This window comes from Acinetobacter sp. ABJ_C5_2 (assembly GCF_044538485.1).
GTDB classification, from domain to species: domain Bacteria; phylum Pseudomonadota; class Gammaproteobacteria; order Pseudomonadales; family Moraxellaceae; genus Acinetobacter; species Acinetobacter nosocomialis_A.
Window position 1 is genome coordinate 287,634 of record NZ_JBIUCS010000001.1, and the last position, 16,041, is coordinate 303,674.

At 38.9% G+C, this 16,041-nt stretch carries 14 protein-coding genes; 7 read left to right on the top strand and 7 right to left on the bottom strand.

Annotated features, from left to right (window positions below; translation table 11 throughout):
- Positions 1-31 precede the first annotated feature (31 nt).
- From ACH8JV_RS01355 to lipA, 3 genes are all read right to left on the bottom strand, one after another.
- On the bottom strand, positions 32-412 hold the full coding sequence (locus tag ACH8JV_RS01355) for a carboxymuconolactone decarboxylase family protein (protein ID WP_396519307.1): 381 nt from the start codon (positions 410-412) through the stop codon (positions 32-34).
- 103 nt (positions 413-515) lie between these two features.
- A complete protein-coding gene (locus tag ACH8JV_RS01360; RefSeq protein ID WP_396519309.1) occupies positions 516-2,981 on the bottom strand; it encodes an acyl-CoA dehydrogenase in 2,466 nt (821 codons plus the stop codon).
- Positions 2,982-3,262: 281 nt separating this feature from the next.
- Positions 3,263-4,276 carry a lipoyl synthase gene (gene lipA, locus ACH8JV_RS01365; RefSeq protein ID WP_001289255.1) on the bottom strand — a complete coding sequence of 338 codons (1,014 nt, stop codon included), beginning with the start codon at positions 4,274-4,276 and terminating at the stop codon, positions 3,263-3,265.
- Between the two features lie 196 nt (positions 4,277-4,472).
- Here lipA and sthA point away from each other — a divergent pair, with 196 nt between their 5' ends.
- Positions 4,473-5,885 carry a Si-specific NAD(P)(+) transhydrogenase gene (gene sthA / locus ACH8JV_RS01370; protein ID WP_004700414.1) on the top strand — a complete coding sequence of 471 codons (1,413 nt, stop codon included), beginning with the start codon at positions 4,473-4,475 and terminating at the stop codon, positions 5,883-5,885.
- 243 nt (positions 5,886-6,128) lie between these two features.
- Here sthA and ACH8JV_RS01375 read toward each other — a convergent pair whose 3' ends face one another.
- From ACH8JV_RS01375 to map, 4 genes are all read right to left on the bottom strand, one after another.
- Positions 6,129-7,343 (bottom strand): MFS transporter, encoded by a 1,215-nt coding sequence (locus ACH8JV_RS01375; protein ID WP_396519311.1) that lies wholly within the window; start codon positions 7,341-7,343, stop codon positions 6,129-6,131.
- Between the two features lie 170 nt (positions 7,344-7,513).
- The gene (locus ACH8JV_RS01380; protein ID WP_396519313.1) at positions 7,514-8,860 is read right to left on the bottom strand and encodes an MFS transporter; all 1,347 of its coding nucleotides are present in this window, start codon (positions 8,858-8,860) and stop codon (positions 7,514-7,516) included.
- A 411-nt stretch (positions 8,861-9,271) separates the two neighbouring features.
- A complete protein-coding gene (locus ACH8JV_RS01385) occupies positions 9,272-10,396 on the bottom strand; it encodes an OmpW family protein (protein WP_396519315.1) in 1,125 nt (374 codons plus the stop codon).
- Between the two features lie 206 nt (positions 10,397-10,602).
- The gene (gene map / locus ACH8JV_RS01390; RefSeq protein ID WP_004707758.1) at positions 10,603-11,427 is read right to left on the bottom strand and encodes a type I methionyl aminopeptidase; all 825 of its coding nucleotides are present in this window, start codon (positions 11,425-11,427) and stop codon (positions 10,603-10,605) included.
- A 209-nt stretch (positions 11,428-11,636) separates the two neighbouring features.
- Between map and rpsB the strand changes: the two genes are divergently transcribed.
- From rpsB to ACH8JV_RS01420, 6 genes are all read left to right on the top strand, one after another.
- On the top strand, positions 11,637-12,389 hold the full coding sequence (rpsB, locus tag ACH8JV_RS01395; RefSeq protein WP_001982118.1) for a 30S ribosomal protein S2: 753 nt from the start codon (positions 11,637-11,639) through the stop codon (positions 12,387-12,389).
- A gap of 139 nt (positions 12,390-12,528) precedes the next feature.
- A complete protein-coding gene (gene tsf / locus ACH8JV_RS01400) occupies positions 12,529-13,404 on the top strand; it encodes a translation elongation factor Ts (protein ID WP_396519317.1) in 876 nt (291 codons plus the stop codon).
- Between the two features lie 66 nt (positions 13,405-13,470).
- A complete protein-coding gene (locus ACH8JV_RS01405; protein ID WP_396519319.1) occupies positions 13,471-13,953 on the top strand; it encodes a DUF3465 domain-containing protein in 483 nt (160 codons plus the stop codon).
- Between the two features lie 98 nt (positions 13,954-14,051).
- Positions 14,052-14,876 (top strand): helix-turn-helix domain-containing protein, encoded by an 825-nt coding sequence (locus tag ACH8JV_RS01410; protein ID WP_396519321.1) that lies wholly within the window; start codon positions 14,052-14,054, stop codon positions 14,874-14,876.
- A 94-nt stretch (positions 14,877-14,970) separates the two neighbouring features.
- Positions 14,971-15,687 (top strand): AzlC family ABC transporter permease, encoded by a 717-nt coding sequence (locus ACH8JV_RS01415; RefSeq protein ID WP_396519323.1) that lies wholly within the window; start codon positions 14,971-14,973, stop codon positions 15,685-15,687.
- Between the two features lies 1 nt (position 15,688).
- On the top strand, positions 15,689-16,006 hold the full coding sequence (locus tag ACH8JV_RS01420; RefSeq protein WP_396519325.1) for an AzlD domain-containing protein: 318 nt from the start codon (positions 15,689-15,691) through the stop codon (positions 16,004-16,006).
- Positions 16,007-16,041: the final 35 nt, after the last annotated feature.

Here is a 16,041-nt window from a genome sequence, read left to right on the forward strand (position 1 = left end):
GCCAGTAAAGTGCTGGCTCATACTGAAGTTATTATTGTTGATATTCTTGAATGACTTCTAAGGCAGTACGGAAAGCTTCTTGAGTAGCGGGAGCGCCGCAATATGGCAGACTGTGTAATAAAGTTTCTTGAATCTCTTCGACTGTACAACCATTGTTGAGTGCACCACGAATATGGCCTTTAAGTTCAGTTGGCGATTTAAGTGCGGTTAGCATAGCCAAAGTAATTAATGAGCGATATTTACGTGGAAGTACACCTTCACGTTGCCAAGTCGATCCCCATGCATGTTCGTTAATCCAGTCTTGTAAAGGCTGAGTAAAGGGTACGGTATTTTCTTGGGCACGTTTTACAAAAGCTTCTCCCATCACTTCTGTGCGTACTTTTAATCCATTTTCGTAATCTTGCTTAGACATTAATTTCTCCTAAAAATAAAAGCGTCGAGTGACGCTTTTATGGCTATTTATTAATTAATGCGAATCAAAAATGATTGCAATAGTGAATTGGTGGAGGCACCAGTCACACTATTTGATGAGGGTTTGACAAAGGTAGATCCTTATCGAGTTTTTCATCAAAAACATCGGTAAGCATGCTGTCAAATCGAATTGCGTTGTACTGCAATAATTGTTGAGCTTCGCTTTCAGAAATAAAGCCTTCTTTTATCGCTTGTGCAATATTCTCTTCAAAAGTAAGACCCGTAAACTTGCCTTTGGATTCAGCTTTCTTAAACTTATCCCAAAGCGGTTCAATGGTTCTTAAAATCTGGAATGTATGCTCTAGACGGCCAGTGACATCATTAGGTTCAGTTGAATAGTACACATGGCGTTTGAGTTGCTCTCTAAACGGATGTTCTTCCATCATGAGTTCAGCAACTTGCTGTTTTAACTCATCATCTGGTTTTGAAATCACGCGACCTAGCGGGAAACATATCCATTTTACAAATGCTGCTGGAAGCTTGGCTGGGAAGTTGTCAAATAATCCCCAAAATGCTTCCTGAATATTTAAGAATGCTTTTTGTAGTGCTAGTTTTGCATGCAGTTGTTCAGCTTCAGTTTTTTGCCCAGCCTCATAAAATTTTAAAATCGCAGTTGCAATAAACAAGTGTGCATGAATATCAGCTAAACGTCCCGATAGCATTTCTTTGCGTTTTAAATCTCCTGCAAGTAAGCCAAGCGACATATCAGAAACAAGGGCGAAGTTGGCACTAAAACGGTTAATGGTTTTATAGTAACTTGCCGTGAACTGATCTGATGATTGAGGTGCATCACTTGAACCACCAGTCCAACCATAAGCAAATGATTTTGCGCCACGATTAAAGGTATAGGCTAAGTGTTTAAATAACAGATCATCGAATTTTTGAACTGCATTGGCTTTGTCTTCAGACTGAAGTAATTGCAGCTCTTCAAAAAGATAAGGGTGACAGCGCATCGAACCCTGACCAAAGATCATGAGTGAACGGGTTAAAATATTTGCGCCTTCAACTGTAATTGCAATCGGAATGGCTTGATAGGTGAGTGCAAGGAAGTTACGAGGCCCCAGCTGAATACCACGTCCACCAGCGATATCCATGCCGTGATTAATGACTTTACGCATGGTTTCTGTTGCATAATATTTTGCCATGGCGGTCATCACGGCAGGGGTTCCGCCTTGATTTAAACCACATGTCACTAAATAACGGAATGCTTCAAGCATATAGGCATCACTGGCAATTTCACTGCTGGCTTCTTGTACACCTTCAAATTTACCAACAGAAATATTGAACTGTTGGCGAATTCTCGCAAAAGCACCGACAGTGAGATAACTCATTTCACCTGCGGCTGTGGCTAATGCTGGAAGGGAAATACCACGACCGACGCCTAAGCATTCCATCAGCATGCGCCAGCCTTTACCAGCATTTTCTTGTCCGCCAATAATCCAGTCAATTGGAATGAAGACATCTTCACCCTCTACTGTTCCATTCATAAATGGAGAGCCGGGATAATGGCGTGCTCCTATTTTTACACCTGCGTGGCTTGCAGGAATGAGGGCACAGGTAATACCGTACTCAGTTTTAGTTTTATCGCCGAGTAGACCTTCAGGGTCATATAGTTTAAATGCTAGGCCAACTACTGTGGCAATTGGAGCAAGCGTAATCCAGCGTTTAGAGAAATTCATGCGGAGTCCAAGAACTTGAGCTCCTTCATATTCGCCATAGCAGACTACACCTGAATCTGGAATTGCACCTGCATCTGAACCTGCTTCAGGACTGGTTAAACCAAAACATGGAATTTCTTCACCTTTAGCAAGGCCCGGTAAATATTGCTGCTTTTGCGCATCAGTACCGTAGTGCATGAGTAACTCACCAGGTCCTAAAGAGTTCGGAACCATACAACTTACTGCTGCAGTTAATGAGCGTGACGCAATTTTGCTCATAATACGGCTTTGAGCAAATGAGCTAAATTCTTTACCACCAAAGGACTTGGGGATAATCAGGCCTAAGAAACCTTTATCTTTAATGAACTGCCAAACTTCAGGAGGAAGGTCTTTTAATTGATGATGAATTTCCCATTCATCAAGCATACTACATAGCACTTCAACTTCATTATCGATAAAACTTTGCTCTTCTTGCGAAAGTGTAGGATAAGGATACTTTTCAAATTGCGACCAATCTGGTGCACCCATAAATAATTCTTTTTCCCACCAGCTTGTTCCTGCTTCCAATGCTTCTTGTTCGGTTGTACTGATGCTTGGCATTGAATTTGCCAGAGTTTTATAAGCAGGTTTTGTAATTAAGCTAAACCGTAAAGGCTTAAACAAAATAATAATGCTAAGAGCAATAAGAGGAATCCCTAAAAGCAGTGACCATGGCGTTAAAATGATTGCGGTAAGTATAGCTACCGCAATCATAAGAATGCTGCCAATGACTCTGTTTAGGTTAAAAAAGAAAATTGCCCATATTGCAGCGAGCTGAATCACAATACTTAAAACAAAGAGTAGGAAAATCATACTTGCTCCTTGCTAGATAAGCCCTCAAGTTGGAAGTTACAAAAAAGCGAGGAGAGATTTAAGGCTTAACTAGCTAATTTTTTAATGCTGTTTAAATTTAATTTTTTATGTCGCAATTGATGTATATGCTAGAGCAGGGATATATCGTGCTTTTAGATATAAGATATTTTTAAATGAATGTGTAATAGCTTGTTTTATCGATTTGTCAAGAAATGTTATTGATTTTCTTATACAAATAAAAAGCCCTCTAGTTTAGAGGGCTTTTAGAGATATTCAATTTATTAGGCTTCGACGACCTGAACCGCGATTTTTTTAGCAGGATCTACTTTACGACGAACTTCTGGAACTGGCTCACCGTGATATTGACGATCAGCAAAGTAACTTGAACGAACCATTGGCGCAGACCAGATATTTCTAAAGCCAAGTTTACGGCCATGCTCTGCATAACGTTCAAACTCTTCTGGTGTTACAAAGCGGTCAATTGGCGCGTGTTGTTTAGAAGGTTGCAAGTATTGACCAATAGTCACATAGTCGACATCGTGAGCACGTAAGTCATCAAGTAATGCAATCACTTCTTCTTCAGTCTCACCAATACCTACCATCAAACCACATTTTGTTGGGATGTCAGGACAGTATTCTTTAAACATTTTCAATAAGTTTAAAGAATGTTGGTAATCTGAACCTGGACGCATCGCTTTATATAGACGAGGTACAGTCTCAATATTGTGGTTGAAAACATCTGGTGGACATTCAGTCATAATGCGTAAAGCAATATCCATACGTCCACGGAAGTCTGGCACTAAAATTTCGAGTAATGTATTTGGACTAAGCGCACGAGCTTCTTTAATACAATCCACAAAATGTTGTGCACCGCCGTCAAGCAGGTCGTCACGGTCAACCGAAGTAATTACTGCGTATTTGAGTTTAAGATTGGCAATGGTCTCTGCCATGTGACGAGGTTCATCAGGGTCTAACGCATTTGGACGACCATGTGCTACATCACAGAACGGGCAACGACGTGTACAAATATCACCCATAATCATAAATGTTGCTGTACCACCACCAAAACATTCTGGTAGGTTAGGGCAAGCTGCTTCTTCACAAACGGTATGGAGTTTTTGAGCACGTAAAGTGGTTTTAATACGCTGAACTTCTTCTGGTGCCGTCATCTTGACACGAATCCAGTCAGGTTTACGCGGCACTTCAACCGTAGGTACAACTTTTACAGGAATTCTTGCGACTTTTTCTGCGCCACGAAGTTTTACACCCTGTTCAGGTTTACGGTGTTCTGACATATTTAACTTTTCCACTCGTTTATAGAGACATTGACATTGTATTATAGCGGAGTTCTTTGGTTAATAGCGGAAAATAACTATTCATATAATAAATGTGGTTATTCAGAAATATAGGGTTGAGAAATACATAAATTCACCGCATATTAGTCATAATCTATTATAAAATATGGTCATTCAAGAGAGGAAGGAGCTTTCAATGCCACGTAAAAAAGAGGTCGTTAGTGGGAATTTCGTTAAGTACGATGCGGTAGTTCTCGGTTCTGGACCTGCAGGTGAAGGCGCGGCAATGAAGCTTGCAAAAGCGGGTAAGCGTGTTGCAATTGTAGATGTACGTGATCAACTCGGTGGTAACTGTGCTCACGTAGGAACGATTCCAAGTAAAGCATTGCGTCAAACAGTTTCTAGTATTATTCGTTATCAGCGTGATCCAATGTTTCAAAAAGTAGGTGAATGGAAACAGTTCACCATGAAACAGGTGTTGCGTAACGCACACAAAGTGATTCAACAACAGGTTGATACGCATACACGTTTTTACGATCGAAATAAAATCGGCGTATTTCATGGCCGTGCATATATTCAAGATAAAAATACAGTTTTAGTTTTTAGCCATGAAGGCATTAAAGAAACAATTATCTGTAAGCAAATCGTGATTGCGACAGGTAGTCGTCCTTACCATCCGCAAGGTCTCGACTTTGACCATCCTCGTGTATTTGATTCGGACAAAATTCTTGATCTTGATTACTCAATTCAAAAAATCATTATTTACGGCGCAGGTGTTATTGGCTGTGAATATGCTTCGATCTTTATTGGTTTAGACCATAAAGTTGACTTGATTAATACTCAGCAAAAACTCTTAAGCTATTTAGATGATGAGATTGCTGATGCTTTGTCTTATCACTTACGTGAACAGGGTGTATTGATTCGTCACAACGAACAAATGGACCATCTTGAAACCTTTGATGACCATGTTGTATTACATTTACAAAGTGGTAAAAAGATTAAAGCCGATGCGATCCTTTGGTGTAATGGCCGTTCAGGTAATACAGAAGGTTTAGGTCTTGAGAATGTTGGGTTAGTACCAAACAACCGTGGTCAGCTTTCTGTAAATGACCAATACCAAACTGAAGTTGAAAACATCTATGCTGCTGGTGACGTGATTGGTTGGCCATCACTTGCTTCTGCTGCTTATGACCAAGGGCGCTGTGCTGGCGCAAACATGAGTGGTGAAGATGCGAAGCCAGTACGTGATATCCCAACGGGTATTTACACCATTCCGGAAATCTCATCAATTGGTAAAAATGAACAGGAATTAACGGAAGAGAAAATTCCGTATGAAGTAGGCCAAGCTTCTTTCCGTCATTTGGCTCGTGCACAAATTACGGGTGATACAGTGGGTGAATTGAAGATTCTTTTCCACCGCGACACTTTAGAAATTTTAGGTATTCATTGTTTTGGTAATAACGCTGCCGAAATTATCCACATTGGGCAAGCAGTTATGCACAGCCCAAACAATACCTTGAAATATTTTGTTGAAACAACGTTTAACTATCCAACCATGGCTGAAGCTTACCGTGTAGCTGCACTTAATGGTATGAATCGCTTGTTTTGATTTTAAATAAGTTTTTCATAAAAAAGCCCGCAAACTTGCGGGCTTTTTTATTTTCATTAGACCATACGATTTTTATATTTTTATGACAATGTACAGAGCGATTTTAGCGCCTCATCTCTCTAGTGTGCACAAAATGCTTGATTGAAATATTCAAATAAATCAGGTGTCTGTTTCCATAAAATAATAGAAAGAACCAGAAGAGCTATAATGAAGAAAGTCATAATTGTTTTCAAAAGTAAGGCATTATGCGTCATGAATAACAGCCTCCTCATTTACAAAGAAATGTACAATTACCCCTAATATACTCAAAGCTATTGAACATAGCCAAATCGCATTGTAATTCCCTGTTAAGTCATGGTTAACACCGCCAAGCCAACCGCCAAAGAAAGAACCGACTTGATGGGTGAAAAACACGATTCCGCTCAGCATTGAAAGATATTTAACACCAAACATATTTGCGACAATGCCGTTTGTAAGCGGAACTGTAGAGAGCCATAGAAGTCCCATGATGATGCCAAAAGCATATACTGTATAAGTGCTTAAAGGTAATAGTAGAAAGGCAATGATTGCGATGCCACGGCTGCCGTAAAGTGCCATTAATAATTTAGGTTTTGAGAAACGATCTCCTAACCAGCCTGCACCGTAAGTTCCTACAATGTTAAATAACCCGACCAAAGCAAGAAATACTGTACCTATGGCTGCATCAAAGCCGTGATCGATTAAATAGCCTGGTAGGTGGACACCTAAGAAAACAACCTGGAATCCGCACACTAAAAAACCTAAAGCTAACCACCAGAACGGCTTATGTTTTCTAGCAATATTTAGTACTTGTTTAAAGGTGAGCTGAGGTTGAGCAATTGCTTTTGGGGCTTGGTTGCTTGGCCCTTTTAACATCCATGCTAAGGGGATAATAAGAGCGATTAACAGCGCACTTACCATTAAAGCTGAAGACCATCCCACTGTTTTAAGTAAGAGAAGGGTGGAAGGCAGCATAATAAATTGGCCAAAAGAACCAGCTGCACTGGCAATGCCCATTGCCATACTTCTTTTTTCTGGTGGAGCAGCTCTGCCTACTGCACTCAGTAAAACCGTAAAAGAGGTTGCTGATAAAGCTAAACCAATAATAAGACCTAAGCTTAAATTTAAAATGAGTACACTTGAACTAAAAGCCATTAAGAGTAAGCCAAGGGCATAAAGTAACCCTCCAACAGTAACCACAACTTTGCTGCCATATTTATCTGCGACTGCGCCAGTAAAAGGCTGCACGGCTCCCCAGATTAAGTTTTGCATCGCAATTGCGAGACTAAAAACATGCTGTCCCCAACCAAATTCATGACTCATTGGGACCAAATAAAGTCCAAAACCATGACGTACCCCTAATGAAAGAGCCAAAATAATGGCACTACCAATGAGCATATAAATAAGTGATTGAGAAAACTGGTTGCTTGTTTTAGTCATTGTGAGTGGAAAGTTATAAGAATGTGATGAATCATTGTAGAAGATATATCGAATAATATCGATATATCTATAAAAATATTTAAGAAGAATTAAAAAGTTCGAAAGAAGCGTGGGGCATTATAAAAAAGTAAACAAGCAAAAATCATTTTGATTTCTGCTTGTTATAAAAGTTAAGCTGCAGAATTACGTTCAAGTAAAGCCTGTTCAAAAAGTACTTTTTCCTTTTCTTTATGCTCGGTTGTGAAGCGAATCAAAATTACGCTACAACCTGCAACCATAACCAGTCCACCTAAAATAAATAGACAGGTTTGAACATCAAGTACACCTTTTAACAAGAATCCTGCTGCAACTGCACCTGCATTACCACCTGCACCAATAATTCCAGCAACACCGCCTAATGCATTGCGGTCAATAAATGGTACAAGAGCATATGTTGCTCCGCAGGCCATGTGGGTAAATAGTGCAAAAATAGTCATTGAAAGAATAGCGAGAGTGACGCCGTTCATTTGAGAGAAAAGAATTAAGAATAAACCTTCGCACAAAATCATGAGTACAAGTACTTTAGTGCGTCCATCTAGTCCTTTTGTAAGTGCGACTTTATCGGAAATAATGCCGCCAAGCGCACGAGCGAATAATGCGAGAAGACCAAATATTCCGGCAGTTAAACCAGCAGTTTTTAAATCCATTTTAAACTGATCAACATAGTACATGGCTGCTACATTATGGATAAAAATTTCGATACCAAAGCATGCGCCATAAGCCAGAAATAAAATCCAGACGCGGTAGTTACGAGCAGCCTGCATTAAAATTGCCATACCGCCTTTTTTACCACTCCCAACTTCAATGCCTTGTGCACGAGCTTCTTTAAAATTTCCTTGGGGGCAATCTTGAGTGAGTTTCCAGTAAAGGATTCCAACAATCACCATCATTACACCAGGTACGATGAGTGCAATGCGCCAACCCATAGTCTGCTCAACACCAAACATGACAATTGCACCGAGTAATAAAGGCATTAACGCTTGAGTTGCACCGCCACCAGCATTGCCCCAACCAGCTGCTGCTGCATTTGCAGTGCCTACAACGTTAGGTGCAAACATAATACTTGTATGATATTGCGTAATGACAAAGCTTGCGCCAATTGCACCAATGAGCAAGCGGAAGAATAGAAAAGATTCATAACTGTTAGCAGCAGCGACACCAAATACTGGAATACTGCCGAGTAAGAGTAGGGCTGTATAGGTAATTCGTGGACCATATTTATCACAAAGTGGTCCAACAGCGAGTCGTACTAAGATCGTAATCGCAACGGCGGCAATATTAATATTGGCAATTTGATCTTTTGTTAAGCCAAATTCGCCTTTAATAACAGGCATTAATGGAGCGCAGGCAAACCATGCGAAGAAGCAGACAAAGAACGCGAGCCAAGACATGTGAAAGGCACGCATGGCTGGAGTTGAGAAACTAAATAATTTAATCTCAGTTGCTTTTTTTGCATCTAGATTGATATTTGAAGACATACGCCGTCCCCCTGAACTGAACGAAATTTTAATTTGCATGACAAAATAAATTGTCTATCTGCATACCGATCAGAGCGGACGTCATTGGCCGTCTTGGTTTATCCATTGAATCGCCATTGATTCATCATGATATAAATAAAGCAAAGGACGTGCCAAAAAATAATTTTTACTAAAAGGAAAACCTTAGTTTTTAATTTTATTAAATTAGTTAGAGGCTAAGAAAATGAATCATAAAATAAGCATGAAACGCAAATGCTAATAAGAATGATAGAAGCTAAATATTGCTAGAGTATTCATAGAAAGTGCTCATTTTTTTAGCATATTGGTTTAAAAAGAAGCAGGATTAATCTGCCTAATAAAAAAGCTATAAAAGCTTCAGTAAAGCTTTTATAGCTTAGGTTCTTTTAAAAATTAGAAGCGGTAACCTACACCTACATAGGTAATGAGTGGATCAATATCAATTTTGGTATTCGCTTTAATAAGCTCTTTACCTGTATTTTGGTCAGTAACATAAATTTTTGCTTCATTATTCATTTTTGAATAAGAAACGGAACCAACGGCAAACCAGTTCGGGTTGAAGTCATACGTTGCACCGACAGTAACAATAGGTGCAAAAGTATCGGTCGCTTCTAACTTCACAATAGGATTTGCTGAAGATGTTTTACCGTCTAATGCTGCGCCCGCTTTACCATCATGAATATTTTGAATCATATGACCAGCTTTAATTAAATCTGACTCAATCCCTGAATTCATTTTTAAGTCATTGAAATAGGCATACATGACGCCCGCACCTACATATGGGCGGAACTTATTCACTCCAGATTTACCAAACTGATAGTGCAGTTCTACAGCAGGTAACCAAGCACGTGCTGTAGCTGCTTTATCACCTTGCGTGAGATCAGTGATAAAAATATCTTGTTTTAAAGGGATATCACCAAGAATAGTACCAATACCACCAGGTTTATCTATTCCAGATAATGGAGCATAAATATTGCCTTTACCTTTTATATTTACCTTTGGAGGAACACCAGCTTTAATTTCCAGAGATAAATTATCTGTAAAATTATAATTCGCCATGATACCTACAGTATCAACACTCTGAGCTTCTAAACCAGTTCCTTGAGCTTGCCAGTTAGATAATCCATTAATTGTGGCATTACCTGCAATATTCGAATTTAGATATGTTTTTCCATCATCACCTTTATGGGTGATAAGAGGACTTATAAGTGGATTGCCAGTTAAGCTTTTTAAAGTATCATATTTTCTTTTACCATCCGCTGTAGACTGATCTATTGCACCTAAAACAGAATCAACAGTTACGTCGCCTACTTTAGAGGTGGTTCCTTCTGCAACACTGGTATTAATGTTGAATGGATTTGCGCTTCCTTGTGGCATGGCATGTAACCAGCCGGCAGAGACCGAAAAACGTTTAAAACCATCACCATCTTTTAAACTAAAATATGGTGAAGCAGCGAAAGTGACTGTAGGCAGAGCAAAAAAGGCGGCTGTCATACAAAATAATGACTTTTTCATCATAAAGGACTCCATGTCCGGACATTTGTTTACTGATTTTTATTGAGCCCACCATAACGCGTTTTATTAAAATGATTGTGTAATAAAAATTAATAATTGTAATGTTTTTGAAATATTTGTTTATATTTGGAAAGATTTATTAATAAAAAGTACAAAATAAAAAATAAAAGGCTACATAAAGTAGCCTTTTATTAAATTTAATTAAATTATTAATTGAAGCGTGAGAGGTCTTCTTCAGGACGAGCGGTTAACACTTCAATACCTGTTTGAGTGACCAAAATAGTATGTTCATATTGAGCTGAGAGTTTATGGTCTTTGGTTACAACAGTCCATTTGTCACCAAGTAATTTGGTTTGCCATACACCAGCATTGACCATTGGTTCAATCGTAAAAGTCATCCCAGCTTCTAAGCGCATGCCTGTACCAGGTTGTCCATAGTGCAATACTTGAGGTTCATCATGGAACACAGTACCAATACCGTGACCACAATATTCACGTACTACGCTAAAACGTTCTGACTCAACATATTTTTGGATGGCATGACCAATGTCACCTAAATATGAACCATCTCTAACTGTTGCCATTCCACGATACATCGCTTCTTGAGCAACTTTACATAAACGGTTTGCCAAAATAGAAGTCTCACCACCCACGATGTACATCATGTTCGTGTCGCCGTGATAGCCATCTTTAATTACGGTTACATCAATATTAAGGATGTCGCCGTTTTTTAAGATTTTATTTTCAGATGGAATACCATGACATACAACATGGTTAACCGAAGTACAGATAGAATGTTGAAAAGCAGGGCGTCCTGGAGCACCACCGTAACCTACGCAAGCCGGAATAGCATGCTGTACATTTTCAATATGATTACGACAAATCGTATCAAGCTCAAGTGTGCTTACACCGGCCTTAATATACGGCTTGATCATCTCTAGAACTTCAGCCGCCAGTCGTCCTGCAATGCGCATTTTTTCAATTTCATCTGGAGTTTTGATTAATCGACGTGGAGCTGTATAAGTACTGTTCATGATCTCTAAAAACTTTTGGTAATTTATAAGTGTATATGGTATAAATAGCCGCCCATTTTATCAAATGCTTTTCGTGAATATCTTTTACGAAGAATATTGATAGATGGAGTAAAAATCCGCACATATATCGTCACATTACTCTGGGTGCCCGTAAAAAGGTGGAGAATGCGGATATATGGAGGCCTAACCCAACTTTTAAGGTAAAGAAAATGGCAGATTACAACGTAAGCATGCGCGACCTTCTTCAAGCAGGTGCGCACTTTGGTCACCAAACTCGTTTCTGGAACCCAAAAATGCGTCAATACATTTTTGGCGCGCGCAACAAAATTCACATCATCAACCTTGAGCACACTGTTCCTGCGTTAAATGATGCTTTGAACTTCGCTAACCAATTAGCAAGCAAAAAGAACAAAGTTTTGTTCGTTGGTACAAAACGTGCTGCTTCTAACATCATCCGTGAACAAGCTCAACGCGCTGGTCAACCATATGTAGACCACCGTTGGTTAGGTGGTATGTTGACGAACTGGAAAACACTTCGCCAATCTATCAACCGTTTAAAAGATCTTCAAACTCAATCTCAAGACGGTACTTTTGCTAAGCTTACTAAACGTGAAGCTTTAGAACGTACTCGTGAGATGGAAAAACTTGAGCGCTCTTTAGGCGGCGTTAAAAACATGGGTGGTTTACCTGACGCATTATTTGTAATCGACGTTGATCACGAAGCGATTGCAATTAAAGAAGCTAAGAACTTAGGTATTCCAGTTATCGGTATCGTTGATACAAACTCTAACCCAGACAACGTTGATTACGTTATTCCTGGTAACGATGATGCGATCCGTGCAGTAACTTTATATGCTTCAGCTATGGCTGACGCAATTCTTGCTGGTAAAGAATACGCTCAATCTCAAGCGAACGCTCAAGCAAAAGGCGATGACGCTGCGAAAGACGCTTCTGAGGCTTAATGCGTTTTTTGACGCAGGCTTGTCATTTTTGCGACATGTAATGGTGGCAAATTAAGCGTCGAGAGTGCAAACGGCCCAGAGTTTCTTTGGGCCGTTTTTGTTGAACAGATTTATTTTCTACCGATTTTAGGAGATCAACATGACTGCAATTACTGCAAGCATGGTAAAAGAATTACGTGACCGTACTGGTCTTGCAATGATGGAATGCAAAAAAGCATTAACAGAAGCGAACGGTGACATCGAACTTGCTATTGATAACCTTCGTAAATCTGGTCAAGCTAAAGCTGCTAAAAAAGCTGGCAACATTGCTGCTGACGGTGCAATCACTATCGTTCAAGACGGTAATAAAGCGATCTTAGTTGAAGTAAACTGTCAAACTGACTTCGTTGCTAAAGACGAAAACTTCTCTAACTTTGCACACGCAGTTGCTGCTGCTGCTTTAGCTGCTGGCGAAACTGATGCTGCTAAAATCGCTGAATTAAAATTGGCTGATGGCCAATCAGTTGAAGAAGCTCGTATTGCGCTTGTTCAAAAAATCGGTGAAAACATCCAAGTTCGTCGCGCGAAAATCGTTGAAGGCGAAAACTTGGCTATCTACAAACACGGTTTAAAAATCGGTGTTGTAGTTTCTTACACAGGTGATGCTGACACTGGTAAAGGTATTGCAATGCACGTTGCTGCATTCAACCCAGTAGCAGTAAGCGCTGAAGCTGTTCCAGCTGACCTTATCGCTAAAGAGAAAGAAATTGCTGAAGCGAAAGCGTTAGAATCTGGTAAGCCAGCAAACATCGTTGAGAAAATGGTAACTGGTTCTGTTGAGAAATACTTAAACGAAGTTGCTCTTGATCGTCAAATGTACGTTATCGACAACGACAAAAAAGTTGCTGACGTATTAAAAGCGACTGGTACAACTGTTGCTAACTTCGTACGTTTCGAAGTTGGTGAAGGTATCGAGAAAAAAGCAGAAATGAGCTTCGCTGAAGAAGTTGCTGCTGCTCAAGCTGCTGCGAAGTAATTCGTATCACAATAAAAAAAGCCCCTATGGGGCTTTTTTTATCCCTATTGAAATCGGAATATAAAGATGACAAATAAAAAAAATCTAAGTATTGGTGGCATTATTGTCTTATTGATTGCTGCATATTTCGGTCTAGATTCATCTGGGCATAAGAAGAACCAAACATCATCACCCATTCCTGGCACTCAGCATACTGAAACGGCGCTTTCAAATGATGGGATAGATACTATAAAAGCTGCTTATGACCGCAGACAAAGTAATGTTCAAGTGCAGGGAAGTGGTCGAGTAAAAGCAATTTTAAGAGAAGATAATGATGGGACAAGACACCAGAAATTTATTCTTGTATTAAAAAATGGTCTTTCAATTTTGGTCGCATATAATATTGATTTAGCACCAAAAATTGAAGATTTGCACAAAGGGGATATTGTCGAATTTAATGGTGAATATGAATATAACGAGAAAGGTGGTGTATTGCATTGGACGCATCATGATCCACAAAACCGTCATGAGAATGGTTGGTTGAAACATAATGGACGTATTTACCAATAGAAAAAGGGATATTCATTTCGACCCAACAGCAATTTTGTTCTATGCATCTTTTTAAAACATGGTATGTTTTTTTTCAGATAAATAGATGAGATGTATATATGCACCGGGAACAGGCTGACTACTTGCATTTGCGAGAGTTAGGCGGTTTAGAATTATTAAAAGCACATTATCACCAAACGCAATTTTCAAAGCATACCCATGAAGGGTATTGTATTGGTGTGATTGAAGAAGGTGCACAGTCTTTTTTTAGGACGGGTCAACTACACGTTGCTCCTAAAGGTGACATTATTTTGGTGAACGCAGATGAAATTCACACAGGTTCATCTGCTGTCGAATCGGGTTGGCGCTATCGGGCAATTTACCCTACACCTGAAATGCTTGCTGAAGTGAGTCAGGATTTTTTTGAAAATTTTCATGGTGCACCTTGGTTCCCTCAAGCAGTTATTCAAGATTTGGGTTTATCTCAACAACTTTGCTTATTATTTGATTTATTAGAACAAAAAGATAATTTTCTGCTTAAGGAAACCATGTATTTATCAACATTAGCATGTTTGATGATGCGTCATGGGAAGTCGAGACATACCTTTTGTGAGCTACCAGAAGCTTATTCGAAAGTCTTAAAGATTAAAGATTTGTTGGCCGATATGCCTGAAAAGAATTTTTCTTTACAGGAATTGGCTGACATGGTTGGATTAAGTGCTTGGCATTTTTTAAGGCAATTTAAAAAACATGTGGGTTTACCACCTCATGCTTGGTTGGTGCAGGCACGTTTGCAAAAGGCGAGGCAGCTATTAAAACAGGGTATTCAAATTGTAATGGTTGCACAGCAATGTGGATTTTCTGATCAAAGTCATTTTAACCGTCACTTTAAAAAGGCGATGGGTGTTACACCTACCCAGTATGTAGCAAGCCTTAATCTCTAAAATTTATTTTCATTTCTAAATGCAATTTTGTTCAAGAGAAGCTAACCTGTATAGAAGAAAATCTATAAATATTTAATGTTATAGATGTCTAGAGATGAATACTCGTTTAAATCAATCTATTAGATTTTCTAAAAACCAACCTTCGTATCTTTTTTTACGAGGGGCGGTAGATATATTGCCATTGTCTATTTCGGTTATTCCGTGGGCTATTTTGGCTGGTTCAATGGCAATTCATGCAGGTTTATCATTTTATAAAGCATTAGCAATGTCAGGAATTGTGTTTGCTGGTGCTGCACAATTGGTCAGTTTGAGTATGGTGATGGAAGGTGCATCATTATTAACGATCTATGTCACGATTTTCTTTCTTACTGCACAGCATTTTATTTATGCATTAACTTTAAGAAATGATATTTCTATTTTGTCTTTACCCAAACGATTAAGTTTAGGCTTTCTATTAACAGATGAATTATTTGCGCTAAGTGCTCCGAACGAAAAAAGACACCCCCACTATTTATTAGGGGCCGGTATAAGTTTTTATTTATTCTGGGTAGTTTTTAGTCTAGTTGGAATTTTGTTGGCTACGGCGATTCCTAATTTATTGTCTTATCACTTAGACTTTTCGATTGTTGCTATTTTTGTGGCCATGATTGTTCCTATGTGTAAAGGAAAACCTGTCATAGCAGGAGTTTTAACAACTTGTGTTAGTGGTTTTGTTCTCAAATTTTTTCACATAGAAGGCGCCATTCTGATTTCTGGTTTATTGGGAATGCTTATTGCTGTTGTTGTAGAAAATAGAGTGGGAGAGAAATGAAATGTCATGGTTCATGATTTTAGGTGTGGCAGTAATTGTCTTTTTTAATCGTTATTATTTTTTAGAACCTAATGTAAAAGTAAAATTACCAGTACTGATGAATAAAATGTTGAATTATTCAGCGCCTTGTTTATTGAGTGCTATTTGTATACCGGTAATCTTTTTTGAAAGAAATGAATTGAGAGGGACTTTAGATAATCCATATTTATATGCGACAGTATTTTGTATTGTAGTTGCTTTCTATTTCAAAAAAGTTTTGCCCAGTGTTCTGCTCAGCCTAGCATTTTTCTATTTTATAAATTTTCTAATAAATCAGTAAATTTAAGCTGAATCTAAAAAAGATTCAGCTTTTTA

What these genes read in the sequence shown, in the direction of transcription:
- ACH8JV_RS01410 (WP_396519321.1), top strand. Translation starts at nt 14,052, where the DNA reads ATGCACCGGGAACAGGCTGACTACTTGCATTTGCGAGAGTTAGGCGGT.
- ACH8JV_RS01355 (WP_396519307.1), bottom strand. Translation starts at nt 412, where the DNA reads ATGTCTAAGCAAGATTACGAAAATGGATTAAAAGTACGCACAGAAGTG.
- tsf (WP_396519317.1), top strand. Translation starts at nt 12,529, where the DNA reads ATGACTGCAATTACTGCAAGCATGGTAAAAGAATTACGTGACCGTACT.
- ACH8JV_RS01360 (WP_396519309.1), bottom strand. Translation starts at nt 2,981, where the DNA reads ATGATTTTCCTACTCTTTGTTTTAAGTATTGTGATTCAGCTCGCTGCA.
- rpsB (WP_001982118.1), top strand. Translation starts at nt 11,637, where the DNA reads ATGGCAGATTACAACGTAAGCATGCGCGACCTTCTTCAAGCAGGTGCG.
- ACH8JV_RS01385 (WP_396519315.1), bottom strand. Translation starts at nt 10,396, where the DNA reads ATGATGAAAAAGTCATTATTTTGTATGACAGCCGCCTTTTTTGCTCTG.
- ACH8JV_RS01415 (WP_396519323.1), top strand. Translation starts at nt 14,971, where the DNA reads ATGAATACTCGTTTAAATCAATCTATTAGATTTTCTAAAAACCAACCT.
- ACH8JV_RS01375 (WP_396519311.1), bottom strand. Translation starts at nt 7,343, where the DNA reads ATGACTAAAACAAGCAACCAGTTTTCTCAATCACTTATTTATATGCTC.
- ACH8JV_RS01420 (WP_396519325.1), top strand. Translation starts at nt 15,689, where the DNA reads ATGTCATGGTTCATGATTTTAGGTGTGGCAGTAATTGTCTTTTTTAAT.
- lipA (WP_001289255.1), bottom strand. Translation starts at nt 4,276, where the DNA reads ATGTCAGAACACCGTAAACCTGAACAGGGTGTAAAACTTCGTGGCGCA.
- ACH8JV_RS01405 (WP_396519319.1), top strand. Translation starts at nt 13,471, where the DNA reads ATGACAAATAAAAAAAATCTAAGTATTGGTGGCATTATTGTCTTATTG.
- sthA (WP_004700414.1), top strand. Translation starts at nt 4,473, where the DNA reads ATGCCACGTAAAAAAGAGGTCGTTAGTGGGAATTTCGTTAAGTACGAT.
- ACH8JV_RS01380 (WP_396519313.1), bottom strand. Translation starts at nt 8,860, where the DNA reads ATGTCTTCAAATATCAATCTAGATGCAAAAAAAGCAACTGAGATTAAA.
- map (WP_004707758.1), bottom strand. Translation starts at nt 11,427, where the DNA reads ATGAACAGTACTTATACAGCTCCACGTCGATTAATCAAAACTCCAGAT.